The sequence below is a fragment of the Vicinamibacterales bacterium genome (genome assembly GCA_036504215.1).
In the GTDB taxonomy this organism is placed as follows: Bacteria; Acidobacteriota; Vicinamibacteria; order Vicinamibacterales; family Fen-181; genus FEN-299.
In genome coordinates this window covers 100,665-124,968 of record DASXVO010000054.1, presented here as the reverse complement: position 1 = coordinate 124,968, position 24,304 = coordinate 100,665, and the positions used below count along the sequence as shown (strand labels likewise).

Sequence of the window (24,304 nt, the reverse complement as noted above, 5' to 3'; positions counted from 1 at the left end):
TTCCATGCGCTCACATGCCGGGCTCGCGTCCGACTGTTTCGTCGTGCCGCCGGCGGGCGACGGCCGCCCGCCACTCGCCGCCGTGCTCGCAGGATTCGACGCCCTCGAATCGGCCGGGTGGCGGACGATCGAAATAGCGACACAGCCGGCGCCATCCGGCGGCACGCTGCCGGTTCGCGCGTATGCGAACGCGGACGAGGTGGATGCCGTCTTGATTGGCGGCATTCACGGCCGCGAACCGGCCGGGGCGCTCGCTCTTGCGCGCGGCGTCCCGACGATGATCGAGCGCGGGCGTGCGCTCCGATTGCTGGTGCTGCCGCTGCTCAATCCCTGGGGCTACCTGCACCATCAGCGGTACGGGCCCTCCGGGCAAAGCGTCTCCGACAGCGACCACCTGCTGGGGCGCGCGGTGGTGCCGGCGTGTGCCGAAGCCGCAGCGATCACCGACTTCGTGATGCGCGGCATCAGGATTCGCCCAGGCGCAGCGGTACTCGACCTCCACGAGGATCCGGTCTACGAGGCATCGGGGTACCAGTTCGATGGAAGGGGAACGTACCTCTACGTCACGGGTCCCGACGGGATGGTTCAGCCGGCGACGCGCCGTGTTCGGGAGTTCCTGGCCCAGTCGCGCCTGCCGCTGGTGCGCGAGGGGGTCACCCGTTTCGGGGAGGGCATCGTCGACGGCCTCATCGTGGACAGCGCGGATGGATCGGTTGACGAGTTGCTTGCCGTGCGCATCGGATGCAGTCCCGTGCTCACGGTGGAGACGGTCCTGCGCTCGCCGGATTCACCGCCGCTCGCCGAGCGCGTGGACCTGTACGTCGCGCTCATCGACGCGTTCTTCGGGGCCTCAACCGGGGAGTCGTTGTGTGCACGACAATCGTAGTCGGGAAGAACCGTAGCGCGACCGGATGCGTTCTGCTGGCCCACAGCGAGGAACTGGGCCGGAACTCGGCGCACAAGGTGACGATTGTGCCCGCCCGCGATCCCGCGCCCGACGAGCGGTTCCCGCTGCACTCGTCGGGCACGCTGTCGCAGCCCGCCCATCTGGTTCGCCACCTGGCCGCGAAGATTTTCGACAAGCGCCACTACCCGGGCGAGCACACCTTCGGCATCAACGAGCACGGCGTGGCGGTGTCCAACAACATGGCCATCATGAAGGGCGTGCCGGAAGATCGGATGTACGACGTGATTCCGGGCGGCGTCATCTGGACCGAGTTCCTGCAACTCGTGCTCGAGCGGGCGACCTCCGCCCGAGAGGGTGCGGCGCTGGTCGGTGAGTTGTGTGAACACCAGGGTCTGAGCTGCGACTCGGGAACGATGGTGGCCGTTGCGGATCCGGACGAGGCCTGGTGGGTGGAACTGGCGAGGGACGGCCACTGGGCCGCCGAGCGCGTCGGCGATGGCGAGGTGTCGATTCGCGCGAATTGCTATCGCATCGGCACCGCAGGAGAGCCAGGTCATGGAGCGACGATGGGCGCGGCCGCGGACTTCGCCACTGCGTTCGGCGACCCAGCGAACCAGGCGGACCGCTACAACCTCGACCGACACAACGTGCTCGAGGCGCGGGTGTCAGCTCTCGGCACCGTGACCGTGCCGGATCTCATGACGTTGCTGCGCGAGGTCTACGAGGGCACGCCACTCTACTGCACGAGGCCCGACGGGTCGCCGTTCCGCACGTCCGTGCGAACGGTGGCGCGCATGAACACCGAGGCCTGCACCGTCCTCGAACCGCGCCGGGGCATGCGGCCGGAACTGGCGCACCGGATGTGGTCCTGCCTCTCGACATCGCTGACCGGCGTGTTCGTGCCGTTCCACGTCGGCATCGCGGACGTCGAGACCCGCTACGCGACGGCCGGGGGCCGCTACGCACAAGACTCGGCGTACTGGCTGTTCACGGAACTCGCGAAGCTCGTCGATGCCCACTACCCGCGATGCATCGAGGTCGTGCGCAGCCGGTGGCGGTCGTTCGAGGCAGAGACGGAACCCGCGCTGACGGCGATGGAGGCGCGCGCGGCCGGCCTCGACCCGTCCGGCATGATCGAGGCGGTGACGGATTTCGATCGGGAGCGCGCGGCCGGGGCGATTGACGCACTGCACGATCTGCTCGTCGAGGTGAAGACGCTGGCGTTCCACGAGGATTTCTAGCGAAGCTCCGCCTGAGACCGCCGAACTCGCTTCGCCAGCCCACGGTGTTCCTGGAGAATCAGATGCCGACCCTGCGCCAGCGAGTCATCGACGCCATGGGGAACATCAGCCCCCTGGTGATCATGTTCTTCCTCTGTGTGCTGTTCTCGCTGCTCACGTTCGTGATCCCGGGTGGAACCTTCGACCGCCGCTCGCTGGACGTCATGGGACACGCGCGGCAGATCGTCGTCCCGGGCTCCTTCCACTTCGTGCCGGCGATCCCGCAGGGGTTCCGCGAACTCTGGACGGTCTTCATGCGCGGGGCGCTCGAGGGCGCGGACCGCTCGTTCGTCATCATGCTGTCGGCGGGCGCGATGACCGCCATCATCGCCACGGGTGCGATCGACGCGGGCATCCACTCGCTCGTGCGGCGGACCGGCCGCTTCGGCATCGCCTTCATCCCGATCATCGTCTTTGCACTCGGCGCCTGCGGGGCCACCTTCGGGATGTACGAGGAGGCCATTCCCTTCATCCTCGTCATCGCTCCCTTGATGCTGACAATGGGCTTCGATGCGATGTCGGCGGTGTTCGTCATGTACTGGAGCATCGCCGTGGGGTTCGCGTGCGGCATCACGAACCCCTATACGGTGGCCATCGGCCAGGCGCTCGCCGGTGTGCCGCTCTATTCCGGCAGCGGCTTTCGTATCGTGTGCTTCGTCGTCTTCATGACCATCACGAGCGCGGTGATCATGCGCTATGCGATCCGCGTGAAGCGGGATCCGTCACGATCCCTGTCTGCGGCCGAGGACGTCGAGAACCGCCAGCGTCTTCGGGCATCGCCCGACAACTCGAGCGCGGCCGCGCTGACACCACGGCGCGCGCTTGCGCTGGTGCTCACGCTCGTGGGGTTCGTCATCCTGATGGTGGGGCTGCTGCGCCACGGCTGGGGCTTCACCGAGATCGGCGCGCTCTACTTCTGGATGGGGATCGTGGTGCCGGTCGCGGGCGGCCTGCATGTCAAGGAGATGATCGACAAGAACATCGAGGGGATGCGCAGCGTGATGATCGCCGTCATCATGATGAGCGCCGCGCAGATCCTCTACTTCATCCTGCACGACTCCCTCATCCTCGACACGATCCTGAACTTCTTCGCCGGCTATCTGACGAAGGTGCCGCAGTTCGTCATCGCCTACGTGATGTTCGCGACGAGCGCGGTGATGGCGGCGCTTCTCGGCAGCGCCTCGGGCACCGCCGCCACCGTCATGCCCATCCTGGCGCCGCTCGCCGACGTGCTGCACTTCTCGAAACAGATCGTCGTGCTGGCCTTCCAACTGGCGAGCGGAGCGTTCAACTTCTGGATGCCGTGGGACGGCATCGCCTTCACCATCTGCTCGATGGCGGGCGTGAACTTCTTCAAGTACATCAAAGCCGCCGCCACCTTCGCGGTGTTCGTCTACGTGCCGACGGCGCTCCTCCTGCTCGCGCTGGCGGTCAAGCTGGCGTACCAGTAGGCGGCGAAGAGAGCCTGGCGGCCTGGCGCTTCCTGCGGCTACGTCCGTGCCGGATTCATCCCAGCCAGGATGACGCGCGTGCCGCCGCTCGCCACCACGAGATCACGAACCCGGATCGCCCTGCCTCTTGTACGCCCTGGCCCGAGCCTCTCTCGTGAGTTCGCTCCATCGGTGCCAGGCTCCACCACGGTCGAACTGCACGTACTTGTCATCCACACCGAAACAACTGAGCGCGTGGACGCGGACGAGCAGTTCGAAGGCTTCACCCACACCACGAGATCGGCGCTTGTCCTGCACCACTTCGTGCACGGTCCCCGGAAGAATGACGACCTCGTCCAATGCGTCGAGCACGTGCGGTTCGTCATCGATGTAGATCGAGAGCCGACCCCTGAGCACCGTGTAGATCTCCGTGCTCCGAAGGTGTTTGTGGCGGTCCTGGCCCGCGAATTCGGTGAAGGTCGCCACCTCGAGGCCCCCATCACCTGTGGGAAGCACGGCGGGCACCGTCCATTGCGGCCGGGTGACTTCGACCTCTCCGAATTCGGGCAGAACGCGCGTAGCGAGCACCTTGCGACCGTTGTTGCCGACCGTCCCGAGCTTGTTCTCGGCAGGCTCGCCGTCCTGCTCGACCAACGCTCGCCTGATCAGGACGAATGGAACCGGATAGGACTTGCTCTCGTCCATGCGCGCTGTTCTCCACTCGATGCAATAAGGGAACGACTCGGTAATCGCAATGTAGGCCGGTTCGACGACTATCGCAAGGAATCGCCGACGCCCTCGGCCGGGCGGGCATCTGCGGCCGGGATCCCGCTCGACTGGGCGCTCCAGGCGCGTCAGAAGAAGTAGGGTGGCCTGGGCCTATAATGGGCCGGTCCGATCCCCGTCGCACCCGGGCCAGCCCCCGGTCACGCCGGCAACACGCATCAACGAACGAGGTCGTCATGGATTTCGATCTGCCCAGGGAAGCCAGACTCGTCAGGCGGTCGGTCCGTGAGTTCGCCGAGCAGACCGTGGCGCCGCTCGTCGAGGACATGGAGCAGCGCGACGAGTTCCCCGTGTCGCTCGTGCGGATGCTTGGCGATCTCGGCGTCCTCGGGCTCATCACGCCCGCCGAGCACGGTGGATCGAACCTCGGGCACCTCGCGCGCACGGTGGCGATCGAGGAGGTGAGCCGGGTGTCGGCCGCCGTGGGCATCAGCCTGCAGGTCCACCACATGGGCGCCGCCGCACTGGCCGACTTCGGGACCGACGCGCAGAAGGAGAAGTACCTGCCGGCGCTCTGCCGCGGCGACTACCTCGGGACGTGCGCGATCACCGAGCCTACAGGCGGCTCCGACCTGCTCGGCATGGCCAGCAGCGCGCGCCCGGCGCCTGACGGCTACGTGCTGACCGGCCGGAAATGCTTCATCACCAACTGCCACCTGAGCGACGCGGTGGTCACGGTGGTCAAGACGGGCGAGGGCCCAAAGGGCATCAGCGCGTTCGTCGTCGAGAAGGGCACGGCCGGATTCTGCGCGGGCCGGCACGAGCACAAGCTGGGGCTGCGTGGCGCCGACACGGGCGAGCTGATCTTCCGCGATTGCCACGTGCCGCGCGAGAACCTGCTCGGCAATGAGGGAGACGGGATGACGATCGCGCTGAGGATCATCAGCGAGGTCGGCCGCTCCGGGATGGCCGCCACCGCGCTCGGCATCCTGCAGGCGTGCTACGACGAGGCCGTGCGGTTCGCGAAGGAGCGCACGCTCTACGGCCGGCCGATCGCGCAGTTGCAGGCCATCCAGTGGGGCATAGCCGACATCTTCGCGCAGTTGCAGGCGTCCCGGTGGCTCTGCTACCACGCGGCGTGGCTCAAGGACTCGGGCCGGGACTGCGGCGTCGAAACGACACTGGCGAAGATGTACGTCAGCGAGGCCGCCGTGCAGGCCGCCAAGAAGGCGATCGAAATCCACGGCGCGTGCGGGACGATGATGGAGTACCCGGTCCAGCGGCTGTTCCGCGATGCGATGGTCTGCGTATCGGCCGGCGGGACGACGGAAGTCGGCAAGTTGGTGGTGTCGCGCGCGGCGCTCGCCTGAAGCGGGGAGGATCAGATGAACATCGTCGTCTGCATGAAGCCCGTGCCGGACCCCCGCAAGTGGGGCAAGCTCAAGCTCGACCCGCGGACGATGCTGCTCCGTCGCGGCGAGGTTCCGGCCGTCATCAACCCGCTCGACCGGAACGCAATCGAGCAGGCCATCGCCCTGCGCTCTGCCGCGGGCGGCCCTTCACCACGCTCGGGGCCGTCCCGCGCAACGTCTGCGGACGGGATCGTCACGGTCATCTCGATGGCCCCGAAGGACGCGGAGGAACAGCTGGCCGAGTCGCTCGCCATGGGATGCGATCGGGCGTACCTGCTCTCGGATCCGGCGTTCGCCGGCGCCGACAGCCTCGCCACCGCCCGCTGCCTGGCCGCCGCGATCCGCAGGCTGGGCGCCGTCGATCTGGTGTTCTGCGGCGGCTACTCGCTCGACGGGAGCACCTCCCAGGTGGGCCCGCAGGTCGCGGAACTGCTGGACATGCCGGACCTCACCCACGTCACCGCGCTCTCCGTGGACGGCTCCACGCTCCGCGCGCGTTGCGCGGTCGAGGACGGCGAGGCGGTCTACGACTGTGAACTGCCGGCGCTCGTGACCTTCGACAAGGACGTGAACGTGCCGCGCCTGCCCTCGATGACCGGCATCATGCGGTCGGGGGCGGTCGGCGTCACCTGCTGGACGGCCGCCGACCTCGCTCTCCGGCCCGATGAGATCGGGCTGAGCGGGTCCCCGACCCAGATGCTCAACATCTTCGCGCCGTCCCTCGGCCGGAAGGGCGACATGCTCGAGGGCTCGCCGAGCCAGATGGCGGCGGCACTGGTGGACAAGCTGAAGGCCACGCGGAGGCATGCGTCATGAGCGACAGCCACGCCATCTGGGTCCATGCGTCGCACCACGGCGGGCGGATCGACGCGGTTGCGATGGAGTTGCTCGGAAAGGCCCACGAGCTCGCCGCGCAGGCGCAGGCGCCAGTCGAAGCGATCGTCATCGGCCACGAGGTCGAGCCGCTGGCCGCGCAGCTCCTGCACGCCGGCGCCGTTAGGATCCGCGTGCTGGACGACCCGTCGCTGGCGACGTTTTCCACTGTGCGGCACGCGCGGGCACTCGCCGGCGCCGTCTCGCGTCATCAGCCGCAGGTGCTGCTGCTCGGCGCCGACAACGAGAACACCGCGCTGGCCGCACGCCTCGCCGCGCGCCTCGGCACCGGGCTGAGCGCCCACTGTGTGGACTTGAAGCTCGAGCGAGGGCTCCTCGTCCAGACCGTGCCCGGCTTCGGCGGCCAGCTCATGGCCAACATCGTCTGCCCGCGACAGCGCCCCCAGATGGCCACGGTCATCGCCGGTGTGTTCGGCCCCGTGGCTTCGACCGAGGCGGCTGAAATCGTGCGCGAAACCGTGGACCCCGCGGCTGGCGGCCGCACGGCGCGCGAGGTCGAGCGCCGCCGCCGTCCGGCCGGCGGCAGCGCGTCGCTCACCACGGCCGAGGTGGTCGTCGGCGGCGGGTTCGGCGTGGGCTCGAAGGACCGCTGGGCGCTCCTCGACGAGTTGGCGCAGTTACTGGACGGCGTGGTCGGCGCCACGCGGCCGCCGGTCGACGAGGGCTGGGCCCGAGCCGACCAGATGATCGGTGCCAGCGGGAAGTTCATCGCGCCGAGGCTGTACATCGCGGCGGGCATCTCCGGCATGATGCACCACGCCGTCGGCATCCACGGGGCGAAGACCATCGTGGCGATCAACAGCGACGCCAGGGCGCCGATCTTCGCGATGGCCGACTACGGCATCGTGGGAGATCTCGGCGACGTGCTCCCGGCCCTGATTCACCACCTGAGAACGGGCGAAGGCCTGGCGCCGCAGATCCAGCCGCCCGAGGACACGAAGACGCCCGAGGAGTTCAAGACCGCGCTGCGCCGCCTGCGGCCCAATCTCTACAAGCACGGCCGCCTGGTGGAGGATCCCGTCGAGGATCCCGTCACGCGACGCACGGTCGAAGGGCACGCGCAGATCTTCGAGGCCGCGCGCGATCCGCGTCACCAGGATCTGATGACGACCACGTCGCACCTGACGGGCCGCCGCATCTCGCGCTACCTGTCGGTCATCCGGTCGGTCGACGACATGGTCGCCAACAGCCGGATGAAGCGCCTGATGTTCCAGCGGACGGGGACGTGCACGGGAGGGCGCTGCGCGGGATGGGCCGCGCTGAATGCCATGTGGTCCTCCACGTGGGACATGGACCACGCGCTCGGCACCGACTACCACGAGCGCCTGAAGGCATGGCTGGTCGCGGCGCAGGAGCGCGACATCACGCTGTCGGGCGCGCTGACCGACCCCAAGGGCAATCGCCGCCTGGGCCCCTCGAAGCAGGCCGATCCCGACATGTACCTGCGCATCGTCGAGCGCCGCCCCGACGGCATCGTCGTGCGAGGGGCGAAGGTGATGATCTGCGGAACGGCCGCCGCGCACGAGATCTTCGTCATGCCCGGCGTGAAGCTGCGCCGCGAGGACGCCGACTACGCCGTGTCGTTCGCCATCCCGAAGGACGCGCCCGGCATCACGATCGTCGAGGCGCGCCACGCCTCGGACGACCGGGATCTGGAGGACGGTTTCGACAACCCGGTGACCCGCGGCGGCATCACGCAGGCGTACATCTTCTTCGAGGACGTGTTCGTGCCGAAATCGCGCGTCTTCATGTGCGGCGAGTACGCCCACGCTGGCGAGGCGGTCTTCCGCTTCACGCTGCCGTACCGATCCGCCATCGGGGCGTGCGTGGCCGGCCAGGGCGATGTGATGGTCGGCGCGGCAATCCTGATCGCCAGGGCCAACGGCCTCGACGAGAAGGTGTTCCGCGACAAGCTCACGCAGATGATCGTCAACAACGAGACGACGTTCGGCGTCGGGCTGGCGGCGTCGATGATGGGCACGCAGCATCCATCGGGGGCGTGGCTCCCCGACCCCGTCCTCGCGCACGCCAACAAGGTGCACGTGGCCTCGTTGCCGTACGAGACGAAGCGGCTGACCCTGGATATCGCTGGCGGAATCGCCGAGACCGGCTGCATGCCGTCGTACCAGGACCTCGTGGACAGCCGGTACGGCCACCTCGTGCAGAAGTACCTCAAGGCCAATTCGCCGGCCGAGACACGGATGCGCATCGCGCGGCTCATCGAGTGGCTCACCGCGGGCGCCGGCGTTCCGGGGTGCATGCATGGGGGCGGCTCGCCCGACGGCGCGCGGATGGTCGTCTACGCCTACACGGACTTCCCCGCCATGATCGAGATGGCGAAGCGGGTGGGCGGCATCGCCGACATCTCGCTGGCCAAGCCGCCGGCGAAGTAGGTGACGAGAGACGGCATCTGCCGACCCTCGGTTGCTGGAGGTTCACATACTGTAGGGGTGCTGGGGTTGTCTTCGGGATCGTCTTGCTCACCGCAATGGCCCGCAGGAACGTGCTGAAGTCGATGCGGTGCGGCACGGTCTGCCTGACGAAGTACTCCGTCCTGTTCGACGCGTTCCCCCTCGGCATCAGCGTGACCGACGAGCACGGCACGCCGATGCCCCCGGAGGAACTCACCAGCGCCGGGGCCGCGTAGTTGCAGGCCTCTGCAGAAACCCCTGCTGATGCATCTGCACTCCCTGAGCTCGAGCGGACTGGAGGATGCCTCATCCGGCGGCCCTGCTCTATCGGCGCTTCGCCTCGTCGGGCGGGGGCGGGCGGAACGTCGCCCGCCACGAGATCTCGCCAGAGGCTTTCGGCGAGCACCCGGATACGGCGAGCGCGCCCAGACGGACCACGGGCAGGGCGGCCGTCCCATCGCATCGAATGTCGGCGAGCCGCCACCCGCTGGGCTCGGTCACGAAGATCTCGTAGGATTCCCCACCCACCACGCGGCTTCGGCCCGACAGCACGCCATCCTTCCACGACACGTCGAGCAGATCCACTCCCCCGCCCGTGATGTGGCGGCTCGTCGCGACGATCTGCGGATGAGGAAGGCGCTCGCGGATGATGAACACCTGCGAGTTGAACGCCGGGGAGATCGGCCCGGGCACGAACGACCCCGCGTCGGCGGAGATGAACCTCCGCTCCCAGAACTCGAATACCGTGTAGCGCTTGTTCGGGTCGAGGCCAATCGCCTCCCAGCGGATCTCGTCGAATGCGCCGCCCGTGCGGCCGAGCACGACCCATGATTCGAACGGTCGGGCGATCTCCAGTTCGTAGAGGTGCGCGGCGGGCGTCAGGCCGGCGTCGAACGGTTTCGGATCGCGGCCGCTGACCTCTCCGTCCACGCGTGCCAGTTCCGACGAACGCGACGGGTCGACGTCGTAGAGCTGGCCGGGCGACGTGACGAGCACCGGCGCGGCCCGCCGGGCGGGTTCGACGAACGCCGTGCGATATCGTTCGGGTTTGTCGGTGAGGAGGAACAGCGATCCCGTCAGCGACGTCACCATCGTCGAACGCCACGCGTCCGTCGCGCTGAGCTCGATGTGATCGGGATCGTTGCGCCACACCACGTTGTTGAACGAGTTGTACTGCGCGAGCCCTGCGTAGGAGAAACCGTCCGTCCCGATCCGGCAGCCATCGACCAGGCCGACCAGTTCCGGCCGCACGCCCCAGCACGCGAGCAGGAAGTGATCGCGGCCGACCTCCTCGCGGACCGCCGCCACGTATTGGCGGAGCACGTCTCCCGGTTGAAGGTCCTTCTTCTCGAAATGCCCGCGGTACGAGTTGTAGCCCTCGTACCGCAGGTGGCGCAGGGCATCCAGCTTGAAATACTCCCAGCCCATGCCTCGAAGGCCCTTGTAGATGGGACGGACGAGCGCATCGAGCGCGCCGGGCACCGACGCGTCCACGGGATGATCGATCCAGTTCCCGCGCGCCACGCCGCCCGCCGCATTCCGCACGAACCAGTCCTTGTGCTGATTCGCGTAGTCGGTTTGCGAGAACGTGGCGTTGGTCCAGATGCCCGGCTTGAGTCCCTTCTGGCGGATGTAGTTGGCGGTGGCTTCCATGCCCTGCGGGAACTTGTCATTCGGCTTCAGCCAGAGTTCGGGCAAGCCGGTCCCGCGCTGGTACCCATCGTCAATCTGCAGGTACTCGTAGCCGTACGGCAGGAGGACCTCGGACATGACGTCGGCGGTCCGGCGCACGTCCTGATCGGTGACCTTGTCGAAGAAGGCGAACCAACTGCACCAGCCGACCACCGGCCGGCTCCAGACGGCGTACGTCCAGGGTTCGAAGTGTCGAAGGCCGCGGTGTTGCTGGTAGAAGCGTGGCCGAAACCTCAGCACAATCTCAGTGCCGCGCGCCTCGAGCGAGAACGTGCGCGTGTCAGCAGTGTCGGATACCGGAGTCACCGTGACGGCCGTGCGAGGGTGATCGTCCACCGACAGCACCCAGTCCCATCGCCGGTCGTAGACAGCCTGGTTCAGGCGGCTCCGGCTCAGCCCCGAGCTGTGCCTGACGACGGGAAGCGCGCGAACCGCGCGATCGCTCTCGCATGGAAACGCTTCCGCGCTGGCTGTGACGATCCCTGACACCTCAAGCTGACCACGGGTGGCGAAGAGGGCCAGGACCTGATCCACCGCCTCGCCCCGCCGCGAGACCGACGGCACGGCAACGCGCAGCGCATCAGGATTCCTGATTCGCCCGTCGAACACCACCGATCCGTTGTAGCGAATGGTCACGTGATCGCCCTCGACGGCAATCTGGGCCGGGGCGTTGGGCGGCGCGGCGCGATCGGCCACGAGGATGGAGCCGACCCAGGAGCCGAGCAGAAGCGTGAGCACGATCCGCGCAGCATGCGTCATCGCGCGGATGCTACCACAGGGCGATTCGACCGTCAGACCCGCCTGGCCTCCCTGCCTGTCACCTTTCGGCCCGCGCGCGCACATGGAGAGGAGGTCCGCCACGCGCGTGGGGCCAGCCAGGAGGCGCGGTGAGGCAGCGGCGGCTGTGGCTTGCCGCCATGGCGTCCGGCCCGACAGGAGGTGGTTCGATGTCCGCTCGAATCCGTGGAATCCTCGTGTGCGCGTCGCTCGCGGCGGCTCTCGGCGCTCCGGTCCTGGCGCAGGATTGGGACAAGCTCCCGGTCAGGACTGTAAAGGTTACCGACCAGATCTCGATGCTCATCGGCGCGGGCGCCAACATCGGCGTCAGCATCGGCGCCGACGGCGTTCTGCTCGTCGACAACGGGTTCGTCCAGCAGAGTGCGAAGGTCAAGGCCGCGGTTGCCGCGCTCGATCCGCGACCCGTCAAGATTGCGCTCAACACCAACTGGCACATCGATCACGCCGACAGCAACGGCGTGTTTGCCGCCGGCGGCGCCGTCGTGATGGCGCACCGAAAATCGCGCCCGCATATGCTCGTCGAGCAGCGGATCACGGAGCTCGACCCGGCGCTCGTGGTCCCGCCCTGCAAACCGGAGGCGCTCCCGGCCGTGACCATCACCGAGCCGACAACCATCTACTTCAACGGTGACGAGATCGCGGTGATCCACGTGCCGACCGCGCATTCGGACGGCGACCTGGCCTACTACTTCCGCAAGGCCAACGTGCTGTTCACCGGCGACTTGCTCTTCCCCACCAGCATCCCGTTCATTCATTTCACGGGCGGCGGAACGGTGGCCGGGATGATCCGCGCCGCCGATCGGATCCTCACGGTGGTCAACGACCAGACCAAGATCATCCCAGGGCACGGACCGGTCTCCGCCATCGCCGACGTGCGCGCGGCGCGCGAGCTGTTGATCACGGTCCGCGACCGCATTCAGGCGCTCGTGAACGCCGGCCGCACGGCGGAGGAAGTGGTGGCCGCCAATCCGCTGCAGGATCTCTACAAGCGGAGGGAATCGGTGCCCCCCGAACGGTTCGCGCGCCTGGTCTACGAGGATCTGAAGAAGGTCGGGCGAAAGTGAATTGGAATCTCGGCTACGATGTGTTCATGCTCAAGGACGCGCTGCTGAGCGACAACGCCGATCGCACCAGGACGGTCCAGGGGTTCTGCAATACCGCGAGCTACTCGGCGATGAGACTGATCCTGGACCTGTGTCGGAAGTAGTGCGGACCTCGGCCAGGATTCTGGCGGCCCTCGCCGGCAACAACAGGACCGTCGACCGCTGGTTCGGGGTTCATTCCTCTCGCAACGCTCCAGCCGCGTGGAGGCGCGCCGCGCGAACCGCCGGCACGATGGTGGCCACCACGCCGGTCATCGTCAGCAGCGCGCCAGCCACGACCATCGCCGTCGGGTCGGTTGGCGTCAACCCAAACAGCAACGAGCGCGCTGCGGTCGCTGCGAGCCCCGCCAGCACGGCTCCGAGTGCGATGCCGGCCCCAAGCCAGCCGAGCGACTCGCGAGCCACCATTTGCACGATCGCGAGTCGCGTCGCGCCAAGGGCGAGTCTCACTCCGATCTCCTGCCGCCGCCTGACCACGAGGTACGACAGGACGCCGTAGATCCCGATCGCCGACAACGCCATTGCCAGGATCCCGAAGGACGCCGACAAGGCTGCCAGCATGCGCTCGCGCTGCGTGGCGTGGCGAACGATCTCCGAGAGCGTGGAGAACTCGATGGAGATCGCGGGCCCCACCTCGGCAATGGCTCGACCGACGGCCGACCTGAGGACCGTTGGCGGCAGACGCGAGTGAATCAACAGCCGCGCGTCGCGATCGGGCTCCGCGTCCTGATCGAGCGCCAGGTAGGCGACGGGCGGCACGGGGTCGCGCACGTCGGAGTAGACCGCGTCTTTGACCACGCCGACGATTTCGTACGGCATCCAATGGCCAGGCGTCGTCTGGATCTCGAACGAACCTCCGACCGCGGTGGCCGGGGAAAGGAATCGCGCGGCGAATGTCCGGTTGACGATGGCGACAGGCTTCGAGCGGGTGTCGTCATGATCGTCGAAGTCCCGGCCCGAGACGAAGGACAACCCCATCGTCCGAAAATAGCCAGTGCCCACCCGATGAAAGGACGTGTCCCGCTGCGTGGTGCTGGTGCCCCTGACGACGCGAATGGTGTCGTTCATCTGCATGCCGGCCATGGGCACGATGGCCGTCCGGGCAACGGACTCGATACCCGGCACCGCGCGGAGGCGCTCGATGAGCGTTCGATGGAGCGCGGGCAGCCGGTCGTTCGGCACGCCCAGGCGCCCCAGCGAGAGTTCGGCAGCCAGAACCCCGTCAACGCGGTGCCCTGTGTCGAAGGTGGCCAGGTTGCGCAGGCTCAACGCAAACAGCACGGCACTGCCCACCATGACCATCGACAACGCCACCTGCACCACCACCAGCGTTCCCTGAAGGCCGTGGCGTCCGCGATCGATCGACGCGCCCCGGCCTCCGGCCTTCATCATTCGGTGGACCGGCGTGGCCGTGGCGCGCAGCGCCGGCGTCAGCCCGAATGCCAGCGCCGTGACCATCACCATCGCGATCGCGAACCCGAGCACTCGCCAGTCCATCGAGAGGTCCATGAACACTGGGTCCTGTGCGGTGCTCAGAGAGGCGACGAGCAATCCGCTCAGACCGTGGGCCAGCAGAAGACCCGACGCCGTTCCGATGGCGGCGAGCAGCACGCTCTCGGTCAACAGTTGGCGGACGACCCGCCAACGCGACGCGCCGGTCGCCAGGCGCACGCCGACCTCACGCTCGCGGGTGCCCGCCCTCGCCAGCATGAGGTTCGCGAGATTGACGCACGACGCGAGCAGCACCACCCCTGACAGCGCGAAAAGGAGCCAGAGGGGCGTCCCGTAGTCCGCGCGAAGAGACGAAAACCCGGCCGAGCACGAAACCGCCTCGAGCTTGAACGCCAGGTAGTCCTTCGCCTGCTCGGGATCGAACCACGCGGACAGCGTGCGCTGGAACAGGCTCGGCGAGATGGCGCGCAGATGTGCCGTCGCGCGCTCGCTCGTCCACGCCGGACGCAGCCGCCCCATCGCGGAGAGCCACCATACGTGAGACTGCTCGATCATCCCGGCGTCGGGCTCGAGGACGGCGGCCGCGCAGATGGGCACGGCCACGTCGTAGGATCGGCCGACCTCGACGCCATGGAACGTCGGAGGCGTGACGCCGATGATGTCGAATGGGTGTCCGGCCAACTGAACTTTCCGGCCGAGCACTCCGTCCTCTCCGCCGTACTCCCGCTGCCAGAACGCATGGCTGATCACGGCGCCGGCACCCGCACAGCCGGGGCGATCGTCGGCATCGTTGAAGACCCGGCCCCTCGCCGCCGGCACGCCGAGCACCTCGAAGAAACTCCCGCTGACGTACAGTCCGTGCGCCTTCCGAACCTCTCCTCCGCGTGCCAGATCGAACCGCTCCGCCCCCCAGGCCAGCACGCCGGTGAACGCCTGCTGGCGCGCGCGAATCTGTTCCCACTGCGGGTTGGTCAGCTCGGCATACGAGCCGTAGAAATTGCCGGCCCGGCTTCGAGGTGTGGCGATGCGCACCTCGACGAGTTCCTGGGGCTGACCTACGGGGAGCACGCGGAGCCGAACCGCGTCGATGACCTGGAAGATCGCGGCGTTGGCGCCGATCCCGAGCGTGAGCGACAGCACGGCAACGGCCGTGAAGCCGGGCGTTCGCCGAAGGAGCCTCACACCGTAACGCAGGTCGCGCCAGAGCGCGTCCAGGCTGGCGATGGTGTTCATACGGTAGATGTCCTCGCGAATCCGAAGCACGTTCCCGAGCTTCCGATGCGCGGCGCATCGGGCCTCGTCGGGCGCCATGCCGCGGGCGATGTTCTCGTCGGTCTCGATCGCGAGGTGGGCCTCGAGTTCCAGCGCCCGTTCGGCATCCCATCGGCCCCGTCGGAGAAAGCGGGTCCATCCCATGCGATCACTCCGTCGCGGGCTTGACGATGCGGTTGACCGCCTGGACGAGCGCGTCCCAGCGACTCTCCTGCCGGACGAGTTGCTTGCGGCCGGCGGGCGTGAGGCGGTAGTAGCGGGCGCGGCGGTTGTTCTCGGATGTCCCCCAGAACGAGGCGATCCATCCACGGTCCTCGAGCCGGTGCAGCGCCGGGTAGAGCGACCCGTACTCGACCTGCAGCACCTCGTCGGAGCGCTGCTCGATGGCGTGGGCGACGGTGTGGCCGTGGGCGGGGCCGAGCATCAGCGTCTTGAGCACGAGCATGTCCAGCGTTCCCTGCAGCAGTTCGCCGTCCAGCGGGGCGGCTCCTCGTTTCGGCATGAACACACGATACTCCAGTAGATTATCTTCTGCAAGAGATACGATCTCATGGGCGTTTCGGTTCACTATGCGACAAATGTGGCCGTATCTCAGGAATGTGTCTCAGTGAGATAGTCTATTGGCGAGATGCGACACTGCGGCGCGCCCGGCATCATCTACATTCCCGATCGGCCCGTCGCCAACCCGAACGGCGACTGGCAGGCCGGCTTCAGGCCAGCCATCATCTCGATGAAAGCGGCCGCTGTCCTTCACAACCTCATCGACCGTCCGCGTCAGCGTCCAGTCCACCCACGTCGCCAGCGGCACCGGCTACAACGTGATCGGCATCGTCGAGGGATCGGATCCGGCGTTGCGGCAGGACTACGTGGTGATGGGCGGCCACATGGACCACTGCGGCTCACTCGGCGCCGGTTACTACCCGGGCGCGAACGACAATGCGTCGGGCACCGCGGTGGCGATGGAGATCGGCCGCGCGATGGCGCTGCTCGACAGGAAGCCGAAGCGTTCGGTGGTGATCGCACTGTTCGGCGGCGAGGAGATGGGGCTGAAGGGATCCGAGTATTTCGTCACGCACCTGCCAGGCGACCTCGGCAAACCGGCGGCGATGGTCAATTTCGACATGGCCGGAGAGGGCGAGGGCGCGGCCTGCAGTTTCAGCCCGGAGCCGGCCGCGGTGAAGCGGATCCTGGACGAGGCCGAGGCGGTCGCAAAGACGCTGAAGGACTCGAGCCCGCTGCGGCCGTCGGACGGCGGCAGCGACTTCGCGCCGTTCATGGCGAAGGGGATTCCGGCGCTGACGTGCTCGTCGAACGGTCCACACCAGGCGTACCACCAACTCGGGGACACGATCTACCGAATCAACCCGGACGTGATGGCCGACATCGCGCGTCTCGGCTATCTGGCCGCGTTCAAGCTGGCGGATCAGTAGGCGGCCGGCCCGGGGGCGGGACATTCTCGCTGGACGCGTTGAAGCCCGCGGAGGTAGCCTTCGCGGATGGTGGGTGGACGACGAGGTGGCGGAAAGAGCGGCTCGTTCCGTGTCCTGGCTGCAGGCGCAATCGGCATGATGGCGTTCGCCGCGGTGGGCTGTCACCAGACGGTGCCCGCTGCGCCACGCTCCGTGGTACGACTGACCACCGGCACGCCCGGCGCCGGCTTCTATCCTCTTGGGCAGGCGCTCGGGCGCGCGTACAGTCAGGCGTCACGCTCACTGGACGTCCAGGTCCGCGACAGCGTCGGGTCGGTCACGAATGTCGAAGCCCTGCAGCGGGGCGACGCCGACGTCGGCCTGTCGTACGCGGACGTGGCGTACATGGCATATGCCGGACGGCTCGAGAGGCATGAGGACTCCTTCGGAGAACTCCGAGGGATCGCTGTGCTGGAACTCACTCCTGTGCACCTCGTGGTCCGCGCTGACTCCGGTATTCGCGAGCCCGCCGAACTGCGGGGCCACCGCATCGGGGTCGGCCTTCCGGGCAGCGGCTCCGCACTGACCGCCGACATCGTTCTCGCTGCGCTTGGCATCGACGGCTCCGCGGTGCGGCTCGAACCACTGCGATATGTCGAGGCCGGCAGCCGGCTCGCGGCGGGCACGCTCGATGCGATGTTCGTCACCGGCGGCGACCCGATGGCGTCGGTGCGTCTCTCGACCGCGGCCGGTGCCCGCCTCATGCCGCTGACCGGGCCCGCGATCGAACGCCTGCGTCACGACTATCCGTTCTACCGCACCGCGGTGATCCCGGGCGGAACCTACCCCGGCCATCCCGATCCGATCCAGACCATTGGCGTGGACAACCTGCTGATCTGTCGCAAGAGCCTCGACGAATCGCTGGTGCACGAGTTCACCTTGCGCTTCTTCGAGATCCTGCCGTCGCTCTCGATGCTCACGCTGATGGATGTTGACCAGGCGCCGGCCACGCCGATCCCGTTGCACGACGGCGCCGCGCGGTACTACCGGGAACGGGAGTTGTCGCGATGACGGCGATCACCGGCAGAGCCTCTCGGCTGCTGACCTCGGCGCTGGTGGTCGCCGTCGTCGCGGCGTTCGTGGCGTTTGCGTGGTTCGGCTTCCGGGCCATCGAAGGGTGGCGCGAGAGCGCCAAGCTGCTGGCGTCGCAGCGGGCGGCGGAAGCGGCCGACCGGCTGGCAACGGCACTCGGCCGCGACATGCGAGGTGTTCAGGCGACGGTGCTGGGCTCGGCGCAGTGGGACAAGTTCATGCTGGACCCGCCCTACGACGTGCGGACATTCGCCGCCAGCGCCTTCGCCCGCTATCCGTACCCCGAGTCGTTCTTCGCGTGGCGCGGGTCGGCGACGCCCTCGTCGGTGGTCTTCCTGAATCGTTCCGATCGCCGGCCGGCATGGATGCCAGGCGCGGCTGGTCCTAACCGGTTCCCGGCGATTGTCGAGTACGACCAGGCGGTCGCCGACCTGCTCATGCGCCGTATCCAGCGCGACGCCGTCGGCCGCCGCCGCTTTTCGATATTTGAAGCGCGCCTCGGCGAGGCGCCGTACCAGGTCGTCGCGCGCCTGCTGTACCGCGATGCCGAGCGCCAGCAACTCGAGGGGGTCTTCGGTTTCACGGTGAACCTCGCCTGGGTGGCGCGCTCGTACTTCCCCGACGTCACTCGACAGGTGGCGCGCATCGGTGGAGCCCGATCCGCGCAAGTCCTCGCGGTCCTCGACGACCGCGGCGAGCGAGTCGCTGGAACGTTGACGGGCGTTCTCGCAGAACCGACCGCCCGTCGCACCTTCTCCCTGTTCTTCTTCGACGCTGGCCTCGTCGCCGTGGAGTCGCCGGCTGACCTCACACGCAGGCAATGGAGCGTGATCGCGGCCGGCGGATCCGATCCGACGCTCACCGAGGCGCTGCGGGGGAGCAGCGAGACACTCGTTGTGGCCGGCATCGCCACCGCGACACTGGCCGTCGGCTTGATCCTGACCGCACGGGCGACTCGCGCCAGCGCCCGGCTCGCCGAACTGCGATCGGACTTCGTGCAGACCGTGACGCACGAACTGAAGACGCCGATCTCGAGCATCCGCACGGCCGGCGACACTATCGCGCGTGGGCGCCTGAACAGTCCCGAGTCGCTCGCAACGTACGCCCACCTGGTCGTCCAGGAATCGAAGCGGCTCGCCCGGCTCGTGGACAACCTGCTGGCCTACGCGCGGGTCACCGACATGACGGAGGTCTACACGTACGAGTCGGTCGACGTGCACACGCTCGTCGATGACGTGCTGAGCGGGTTCCGAGCGGCGCTCACGGGGGCGGGGTTCGAGTTGCACGTGGACCTCGCGAACGACCTGCCGCCCGTCCGCGCCGATCGCACGGCCTGCGCGCTCCTCCTCGACAACCTCGTCGACAATGCCATTCGATACTCGAAGGAAGACAAGTGGCTCGCCATCGGCGCGCGACCGGTCGGCCAGGCGGTTGTCGTCGAGGTGAGCGATCATGGGATGGGCATCCCGCCGGACGAGATCACGCAGGTGACGCGACGATTCGTGCGCGGACGCGGCGCGGGACCCGGTGGCAGCGGCCTCGGGCTCGCCATCGCGAACCGCATCGCGCGGGATCACGGGGGCACGTTGACCATCACGAGCGAAGCGGGCTCGGGCACGACGGTCAGTCTCACGTTGCCAGCGGCCGGGGGACGGCATGAAGAAGCGGATTCTCGTCGTTGAAGACGACTCGGCGCTCGGGTGGATGCTGTCCGACAACCTCGCCTTCGAGGGGTTCGACGTCAAGTGCGTCGGCGATGGCAATCTCGCGTTGAATGTCGCTCGTGAGTTCGCCCCGGATCTGGTGATTCTCGACGTCATGCTGCCCGGGCGCGACGGCTTCGAACTTGTCGGCCTCCTGCGCCAGGGCGGCCCGACCCCAATCATCATGCTGACCGCCAGGGGGCAGAAGACCGACAAGCTCAAGGGCCTGAAACTCGGCGTGGACGACTACGTCACCAAGCCGTTCGACATCGAGGAACTGATGGCCCGGGTGCACAACGTGCTGCGCCGGTCGAGTCCCGATGTCGAACAGCTCGCACTCGGCCCGGTGACCATCGACTTCCAGTCGATGACGGCGCGGCTCGGCCCGGAGGAGGTGCACTTCACGCACCGCGAGTTCACGCTGCTCCGGTACCTGGCCGAGCGCCGAGGACGGGTGGTCTCGCGCCACGAACTGTTGCGCGAGGTCTGGGGCTACCCGGACATGCCCGCGACGCGTCTGGTCGACAACGCGATCGCCCGCCTGCGCAAGAAGATCGAACCGGACCCCGGAAATCCCCACTACGTGCACACCGTCCGCGGCGACGGGTACACCATCACGCCCGAGGGCCGATCGGGCGCCTCGCTTCTGCAGCCTCGATAGCGGATCCCTCCCGCCGTGTGGAGCGTTACAAACTGGGACAACGCTCAGCCGGCGCGCCTCCTATACTCGGTTCGCCACGGGATCGCGACCTACCCGCCTGTCACAGACGCGGTAGCCGGCCGCCCGTAGGCGGGGGGTGTCGATGAACGCACCGCGAATCCGGTGGTCGTTGAGAATGGGTCTGGTCGTGATCCTGCTGGCGCTGTCAGGCGCGATCCTCCCGGCGCAGCGCATCCAGTACCAGGCGGTCGGCACGCGGGCCATGGTGGCCTCGGCGCACTCCCTCGCGACGCAGGCCGGCCTCGACATCCTCAAGAAGGGTGGCAACGCGTTCGATGCGGCGGTGGCCGTTGCCGCGACGCTCAACGTAGTGGAGCCTTCCCGGTCCGGCATGGGCGGTGTCGGCTTCATGACGCTGTATGTCGCGAAGACCGGCGAGGTCGTCTCTCTCCAGATGACCGGAGCGGCGCCCTACGCGGCGACGCCGGATCGGTTCAAGAACAAGCGCGACCAGGAGGCGGGGTACCTCGCCGGCGTCGTGCCCGGGAACTTCGGCGGTTGGGTCACCCTCCTCGACACATACGGAACGATGACGCTGGCGGACGTGTTCGCCACGGCCGTGCAGTACGCGGACCAGGGCTTTCCGGTCGACAGCTACCTGCGCGAGACGCTGGACGACTCGAGGTCGGCCCTCGAGATCTTCCCGACGACCGCGGCCGTGTTCGTGCCGAACGGGGCGCTGCCGACGGAAGGCGAGCGGCTCGTCCAGAAGGACCTCGCCAACACATTCCGGCGAATCCTGGCCGTCGAGGCGGGCGCGCGGAAGGCCGGCGGGACGCGCACCCAGGCGCTGACGGCTGCGTACGATTTCTTCTACAAGGGTGCGCTGGCGCAGGAGTTCGTGGCCTTCTACAAGGTCAACGACGGGTTGTTCACGCTCAAGGACTTCGCCGACTACCAGCCGGTCTGGGCGAAGCCGATTCACACGACCTACAAGGAGTACGAGGTCTACAGCAACGGCCCGACCTCGCGGGGCGGCATCCAGACGCTGATGAACCTCAACCTGCTCGAGTCCTACGACCTCAAGGCCGTGGGGTTGAACAGCGCGGAGTACATTCACCTGCTCGCCGAGTCGATCAAGCTCGTCAACGCAGATGTGTATCGATACGTGGCGGATCCCAAGGTCGCGACGATCCCGCTCGACGGCCTCCTGTCGAAGGCGTACGCCGCCGAACGTCAAAGGCTCATCAGGCTCGACCAGGCGAGCCCCTACGCGCCAGCGGGCAACCCGTCGGCGGGCCCGAAGCCCGGCAGCACGACCGCGAGCACCGCGCGTGCGTCGCGCACGGGTCTCGCCGCGCCCGACACCTCCATTGCGTCGTACGACGACGATCCCAACACCACCCACTTCGACATCGTCGACGCCGCCGGCAACGCCGTGGCCTGCACGCCGACGATTGGGACCTTCGGGACGAAGGTGGTGGTCGGCCGGACCGGCATCATCTTCCACAACGCGACACGCTACGGCTCCTTCTCGCCCTACAAGGACGATGTGAACTTCATCGGGGGCGGAAAGACGCCGCTCATCAACAACTCGCCGCTCATCGCCCTGAAGAACGGCAGGCTCTTCATGGTGTGGGGCACGCCCGGCGGAGAGAGCATCGGCCAGACCCAGATGCAGGTTTTCTTGAATGTCGTCGAGTTCGGCATGGGGATCCAGGACGCGATCGAGGCGACGAGGATCGAGTTGCGCGCAAAGCCCGACTTCTACCGGCCGGGGGCCGAGGTGAGCGTGGGCTTCGAGTCCCGCCTCCCAGAGGCGGTCAGGAAGGCGCTGCAGGCGAAGGGGAACCAGATCCGCGTCGAGGACCAGCCGTTCGCCCAGGTCTTCGGCGGCATGCAGGGCATCCTCGTCAACCAGGCGCTCCGCACGCTGACCGGCGGCGCCGACCCACGGCGCGGCGGGTGCGCGCTGGGGTACTGAGCCGACACGAACACGTAGGAGCACTGTCGATGTCCACGCGTCATGCTATCGCAGTCTTCGTCGCCGGCGTGTCGGTGTCGCTCGCGGTCGTCCTGCCGGCCGGCGCGCAGCCGCCCTTCACCTCGGCGCCGCCCGTGGCCATCACCTCGTGCGGACAAAGCCCGGACGCATACACCGTCAGCCTGCTGAGCAAGCGCGTCAGGCTCGAGCACTCGTTTGACAATATGCTGAAACCGGAGGCTCTCAAGGCGGTCAAGACGCTCGTCGTCGTGATGGGGGGCAGCGCGAAGGGGCTTGGCGAGGCCGGCATCGACGAGAAGGGCGAGCTGGCCCGGGTGGGGCAACTGTTGACGAAGGCCAGGGAACTCGGCGTCAAGGTGCTCGCCGTCCACGTGGGAGGGCAATCGCGCCGGGGCGCGCTTTCGGACAAGTTCATCGATCCGGTGGTGGCGAAAGCGGATTTCGTGCTCGTGACGGAGGATGGGAACAAGGATGGCGCGTTCACGAAGGCGACCACCGCCCGGAAGATTCCCCTCGTCGTTGTCAAACAGGTCGCGGACATCGGGCCAGGCCTGAGAGCGGTCGTTCGGTAGCGGGGCGGCGATGAACGCGACCACCACCGCCTGTCTGCTCGTCGCCGCGATGGTCACGGCGTTTGGCGTGGCCATGCGCCTCGGCCGGCTCTCGGACGCGCTCGCGATCCTCGTGGCGGCGGTCACGGGCATCGTGCTCGCCGGATTCGGTCCGCTCGAGAGCGTTCGGCACCTCGTCGACGGCAGCTTCACGTTCCTGCCGATCGTGCTCATCATCTTCGCGGCGCAGATCTTCATCAACATCGAGAAGGCGTCCGGCGCCCTCGACGCGACGGTGCGGGACCTGGTGGCGCGGTTCCACGCGCGACCACGCCTGCTGCTCGTGCTGCTGATGTTCCTGGTGATCCTGCCTGGCGCGCTCACCGGCCCCGGGGCGGCCGGGCAGTTCGCCTTTGGCAGCGTGGTCTCGTCCCTGTTGCTGCTCATGGGCATCCCGCGCGTCAAGGTGGCCTCGTTCATCGCGATCGGCGGGACGATTGGCATCTTTGCGCCCCCGGTGAACATCCCGGCGATGATTATCGCGGCGGGCATCAACATGCCCTACATCGGGTTCTTCTGGCCGCTCCTGATCGTGACCGTGCCGCTGGCCGTCTACGCAGCCCTGCACCTGGGATGGCGGCACATCCATGGTCCGCTCGACCGCGACGCGGCGCTCGCCGCCCTGCCCGCCGTTCCGGCGCACATGACGGCACTGCGCGTCTACCTGCCGCTCACGATCGTCGTGGTCCTGATGCTGCTCGTGCGGACCTTCCCTCACGTGATTCCGCCAATCGGCATTCCGCTGATGTTCATGGTCGGCGGCGCCGTGGCGTTCGTCTCGGCCGGATTCCGCATCGACCTGCTGCGGGTGGCTCGCGAGACGTTCCGCGAGACGCTGGAGGTCAATGCGATTCTCATCGCGGTCGGGTCGCTGGTGCAGGTGATGGCGGCCAACGGCGTGCGCGGCCTGTTCGTGATCTCGTCGATCAGCGTGCCGGTCTATGTGCTCTACGCGGCCATCTTCGTGGTCTGTGTCTGCCTTGGTGGCGTGCTCGGTCCGTTCGCAGTGGCGTCGGTCTTCGGCATTCCGTTCATGCTCGCGCTGCTCGGCCGGGATCCCATCATGGCCACCGTGGCGCTGAGCCTGCTCGCCTGCGTGTCCAGCGTGACCCCGCCGACGGCGATCCTCGGGAAGAGCGCCATGATCCTCGCCGATTGCCACGATTCGTACGGCTCGTTTCTCCGCGTCTCGGCCGTGCCAACCATGACGATCGCGATCGCCGGCATCCTGGGGGTGATCTACGCGAACGCCCTCGGGGTGTTGCGCTTCTCGTGGTGACAGACAGGAGGCGGACTCGATGATCCTCGTGGCCTACCGCGTGCTCTGCGCCGTCATGGCACTGCTGGCCGCGTGGGCGGTCGTGGCCGAAGGATCCCGCCAGGAGCGGGTGGCAGCGGCTGTGCTGCTGGTGCCGCTCGTCCTGCGTGCGCTCCTGATCAAATAGA

The 24,304-nt window shown here is 67.7% G+C and carries 21 protein-coding genes; 17 read left to right on the top strand and 4 right to left on the bottom strand.

The window, feature by feature from the left end; all coding sequences use genetic code 11:
- Window positions 1-4 precede the first annotated feature (4 nt).
- The 3 genes from VGK32_15385 (at window position 5) to VGK32_15375 (ending at window position 3,638) form a co-directional block, all read left to right on the top strand.
- Complete coding sequence (locus tag VGK32_15385; GenBank protein ID HEY3383153.1) at window positions 5-886, top strand: hypothetical protein; 882 nt, start codon at window positions 5-7, stop codon at window positions 884-886.
- Window positions 868-2,148 (top strand): C69 family dipeptidase, encoded by a 1,281-nt coding sequence (locus tag VGK32_15380; GenBank protein HEY3383152.1) that lies wholly within the window; start codon window positions 868-870, stop codon window positions 2,146-2,148. Before VGK32_15385 ends, VGK32_15380 begins: the two co-directional genes overlap by 19 nt.
- A 62-nt stretch (window positions 2,149-2,210) precedes the next feature.
- Complete coding sequence (locus tag VGK32_15375; GenBank protein HEY3383151.1) at window positions 2,211-3,638, top strand: hypothetical protein; 1,428 nt, start codon at window positions 2,211-2,213, stop codon at window positions 3,636-3,638.
- A 102-nt stretch (window positions 3,639-3,740) separates the two neighbouring features.
- Here VGK32_15375 and VGK32_15370 read toward each other — a convergent pair whose 3' ends face one another.
- Window positions 3,741-4,322: a hypothetical protein gene (locus VGK32_15370; protein HEY3383150.1), complete on the bottom strand. Its 582-nt coding sequence runs from the start codon at window positions 4,320-4,322 to the stop codon at window positions 3,741-3,743.
- A gap of 257 nt (window positions 4,323-4,579) precedes the next feature.
- Between VGK32_15370 and VGK32_15365 the strand changes: the two genes are divergently transcribed.
- The 4 genes from VGK32_15365 to VGK32_15350 all read left to right on the top strand — a co-directional run bounded on the left by VGK32_15365 (window position 4,580) and on the right by VGK32_15350 (window position 9,296).
- A complete protein-coding gene (locus VGK32_15365) occupies window positions 4,580-5,713 on the top strand; it encodes an acyl-CoA dehydrogenase family protein (GenBank protein HEY3383149.1) in 1,134 nt (377 codons plus the stop codon).
- A 15-nt stretch (window positions 5,714-5,728) separates the two neighbouring features.
- Window positions 5,729-6,571 carry an electron transfer flavoprotein subunit beta/FixA family protein gene (locus VGK32_15360; GenBank protein ID HEY3383148.1) on the top strand — a complete coding sequence of 281 codons (843 nt, stop codon included), beginning with the start codon at window positions 5,729-5,731 and terminating at the stop codon, window positions 6,569-6,571.
- Complete coding sequence (locus VGK32_15355; GenBank protein HEY3383147.1) at window positions 6,568-9,042, top strand: 4-hydroxyphenylacetate 3-hydroxylase N-terminal domain-containing protein; 2,475 nt, start codon at window positions 6,568-6,570, stop codon at window positions 9,040-9,042. Before VGK32_15360 ends, VGK32_15355 begins: the two co-directional genes overlap by 4 nt.
- Window positions 9,043-9,137: 95 nt before the next feature.
- Window positions 9,138-9,296 (top strand): hypothetical protein, encoded by a 159-nt coding sequence (locus VGK32_15350; GenBank protein ID HEY3383146.1) that lies wholly within the window; start codon window positions 9,138-9,140, stop codon window positions 9,294-9,296.
- An 88-nt stretch (window positions 9,297-9,384) separates the two neighbouring features.
- On the opposite strand, the gene VGK32_15345 is transcribed toward VGK32_15350, so the two are convergent.
- Window positions 9,385-11,511, bottom strand: coding sequence for an alpha-galactosidase (locus tag VGK32_15345; protein HEY3383145.1), 2,127 nt, complete (start codon window positions 11,509-11,511; stop codon window positions 9,385-9,387).
- 188 nt (window positions 11,512-11,699) lie between these two features.
- On the opposite strand from VGK32_15345, the gene VGK32_15340 reads away from it, so the two are divergent.
- On the top strand, window positions 11,700-12,614 hold the full coding sequence (locus VGK32_15340; GenBank protein ID HEY3383144.1) for an MBL fold metallo-hydrolase: 915 nt from the start codon (window positions 11,700-11,702) through the stop codon (window positions 12,612-12,614).
- Window positions 12,611-12,757, top strand: coding sequence for a hypothetical protein (locus VGK32_15335; GenBank protein ID HEY3383143.1), 147 nt, complete (start codon window positions 12,611-12,613; stop codon window positions 12,755-12,757). The genes VGK32_15340 and VGK32_15335 overlap by 4 nt, the downstream gene beginning before the upstream one ends.
- A gap of 70 nt (window positions 12,758-12,827) precedes the next feature.
- Here VGK32_15335 and VGK32_15330 read toward each other — a convergent pair whose 3' ends face one another.
- Both VGK32_15330 and VGK32_15325 read right to left on the bottom strand, forming a co-directional pair.
- On the bottom strand, window positions 12,828-15,521 hold the full coding sequence (locus tag VGK32_15330) for an ABC transporter permease (protein HEY3383142.1): 2,694 nt from the start codon (window positions 15,519-15,521) through the stop codon (window positions 12,828-12,830).
- Window positions 15,522-15,525: 4 nt separating this feature from the next.
- Window positions 15,526-15,879 carry a PadR family transcriptional regulator gene (locus VGK32_15325; protein HEY3383141.1) on the bottom strand — a complete coding sequence of 118 codons (354 nt, stop codon included), beginning with the start codon at window positions 15,877-15,879 and terminating at the stop codon, window positions 15,526-15,528.
- A 316-nt stretch (window positions 15,880-16,195) separates the two neighbouring features.
- On the opposite strand from VGK32_15325, the gene VGK32_15320 reads away from it, so the two are divergent.
- The 8 genes from VGK32_15320 (at window position 16,196) to VGK32_15285 (ending at window position 24,303) form a co-directional block, all read left to right on the top strand.
- On the top strand, window positions 16,196-16,807 hold the full coding sequence (locus VGK32_15320) for a M20/M25/M40 family metallo-hydrolase (protein ID HEY3383140.1): 612 nt from the start codon (window positions 16,196-16,198) through the stop codon (window positions 16,805-16,807).
- A 66-nt stretch (window positions 16,808-16,873) separates the two neighbouring features.
- Window positions 16,874-17,857: a TAXI family TRAP transporter solute-binding subunit gene (locus VGK32_15315; protein HEY3383139.1), complete on the top strand. Its 984-nt coding sequence runs from the start codon at window positions 16,874-16,876 to the stop codon at window positions 17,855-17,857.
- A complete protein-coding gene (locus VGK32_15310; GenBank protein ID HEY3383138.1) occupies window positions 17,854-19,560 on the top strand; it encodes a HAMP domain-containing sensor histidine kinase in 1,707 nt (568 codons plus the stop codon). The genes VGK32_15315 and VGK32_15310 overlap by 4 nt, the downstream gene beginning before the upstream one ends.
- Window positions 19,535-20,242 carry a response regulator transcription factor gene (locus tag VGK32_15305; GenBank protein HEY3383137.1) on the top strand — a complete coding sequence of 236 codons (708 nt, stop codon included), beginning with the start codon at window positions 19,535-19,537 and terminating at the stop codon, window positions 20,240-20,242. The genes VGK32_15310 and VGK32_15305 overlap by 26 nt, the downstream gene beginning before the upstream one ends.
- A 142-nt stretch (window positions 20,243-20,384) precedes the next feature.
- On the top strand, window positions 20,385-22,226 hold the full coding sequence (ggt, locus tag VGK32_15300; protein ID HEY3383136.1) for a gamma-glutamyltransferase: 1,842 nt from the start codon (window positions 20,385-20,387) through the stop codon (window positions 22,224-22,226).
- Window positions 22,227-22,255: 29 nt separating this feature from the next.
- A complete protein-coding gene (locus tag VGK32_15295; GenBank protein HEY3383135.1) occupies window positions 22,256-22,819 on the top strand; it encodes a DUF6305 family protein in 564 nt (187 codons plus the stop codon).
- Between the two features lie 10 nt (window positions 22,820-22,829).
- The gene (locus VGK32_15290; GenBank protein ID HEY3383134.1) at window positions 22,830-24,137 is read left to right on the top strand and encodes a hypothetical protein; all 1,308 of its coding nucleotides are present in this window, start codon (window positions 22,830-22,832) and stop codon (window positions 24,135-24,137) included.
- A gap of 19 nt (window positions 24,138-24,156) precedes the next feature.
- Window positions 24,157-24,303: a hypothetical protein gene (locus VGK32_15285; protein HEY3383133.1), complete on the top strand. Its 147-nt coding sequence runs from the start codon at window positions 24,157-24,159 to the stop codon at window positions 24,301-24,303.
- Window position 24,304 lies beyond the last annotated feature (1 nt).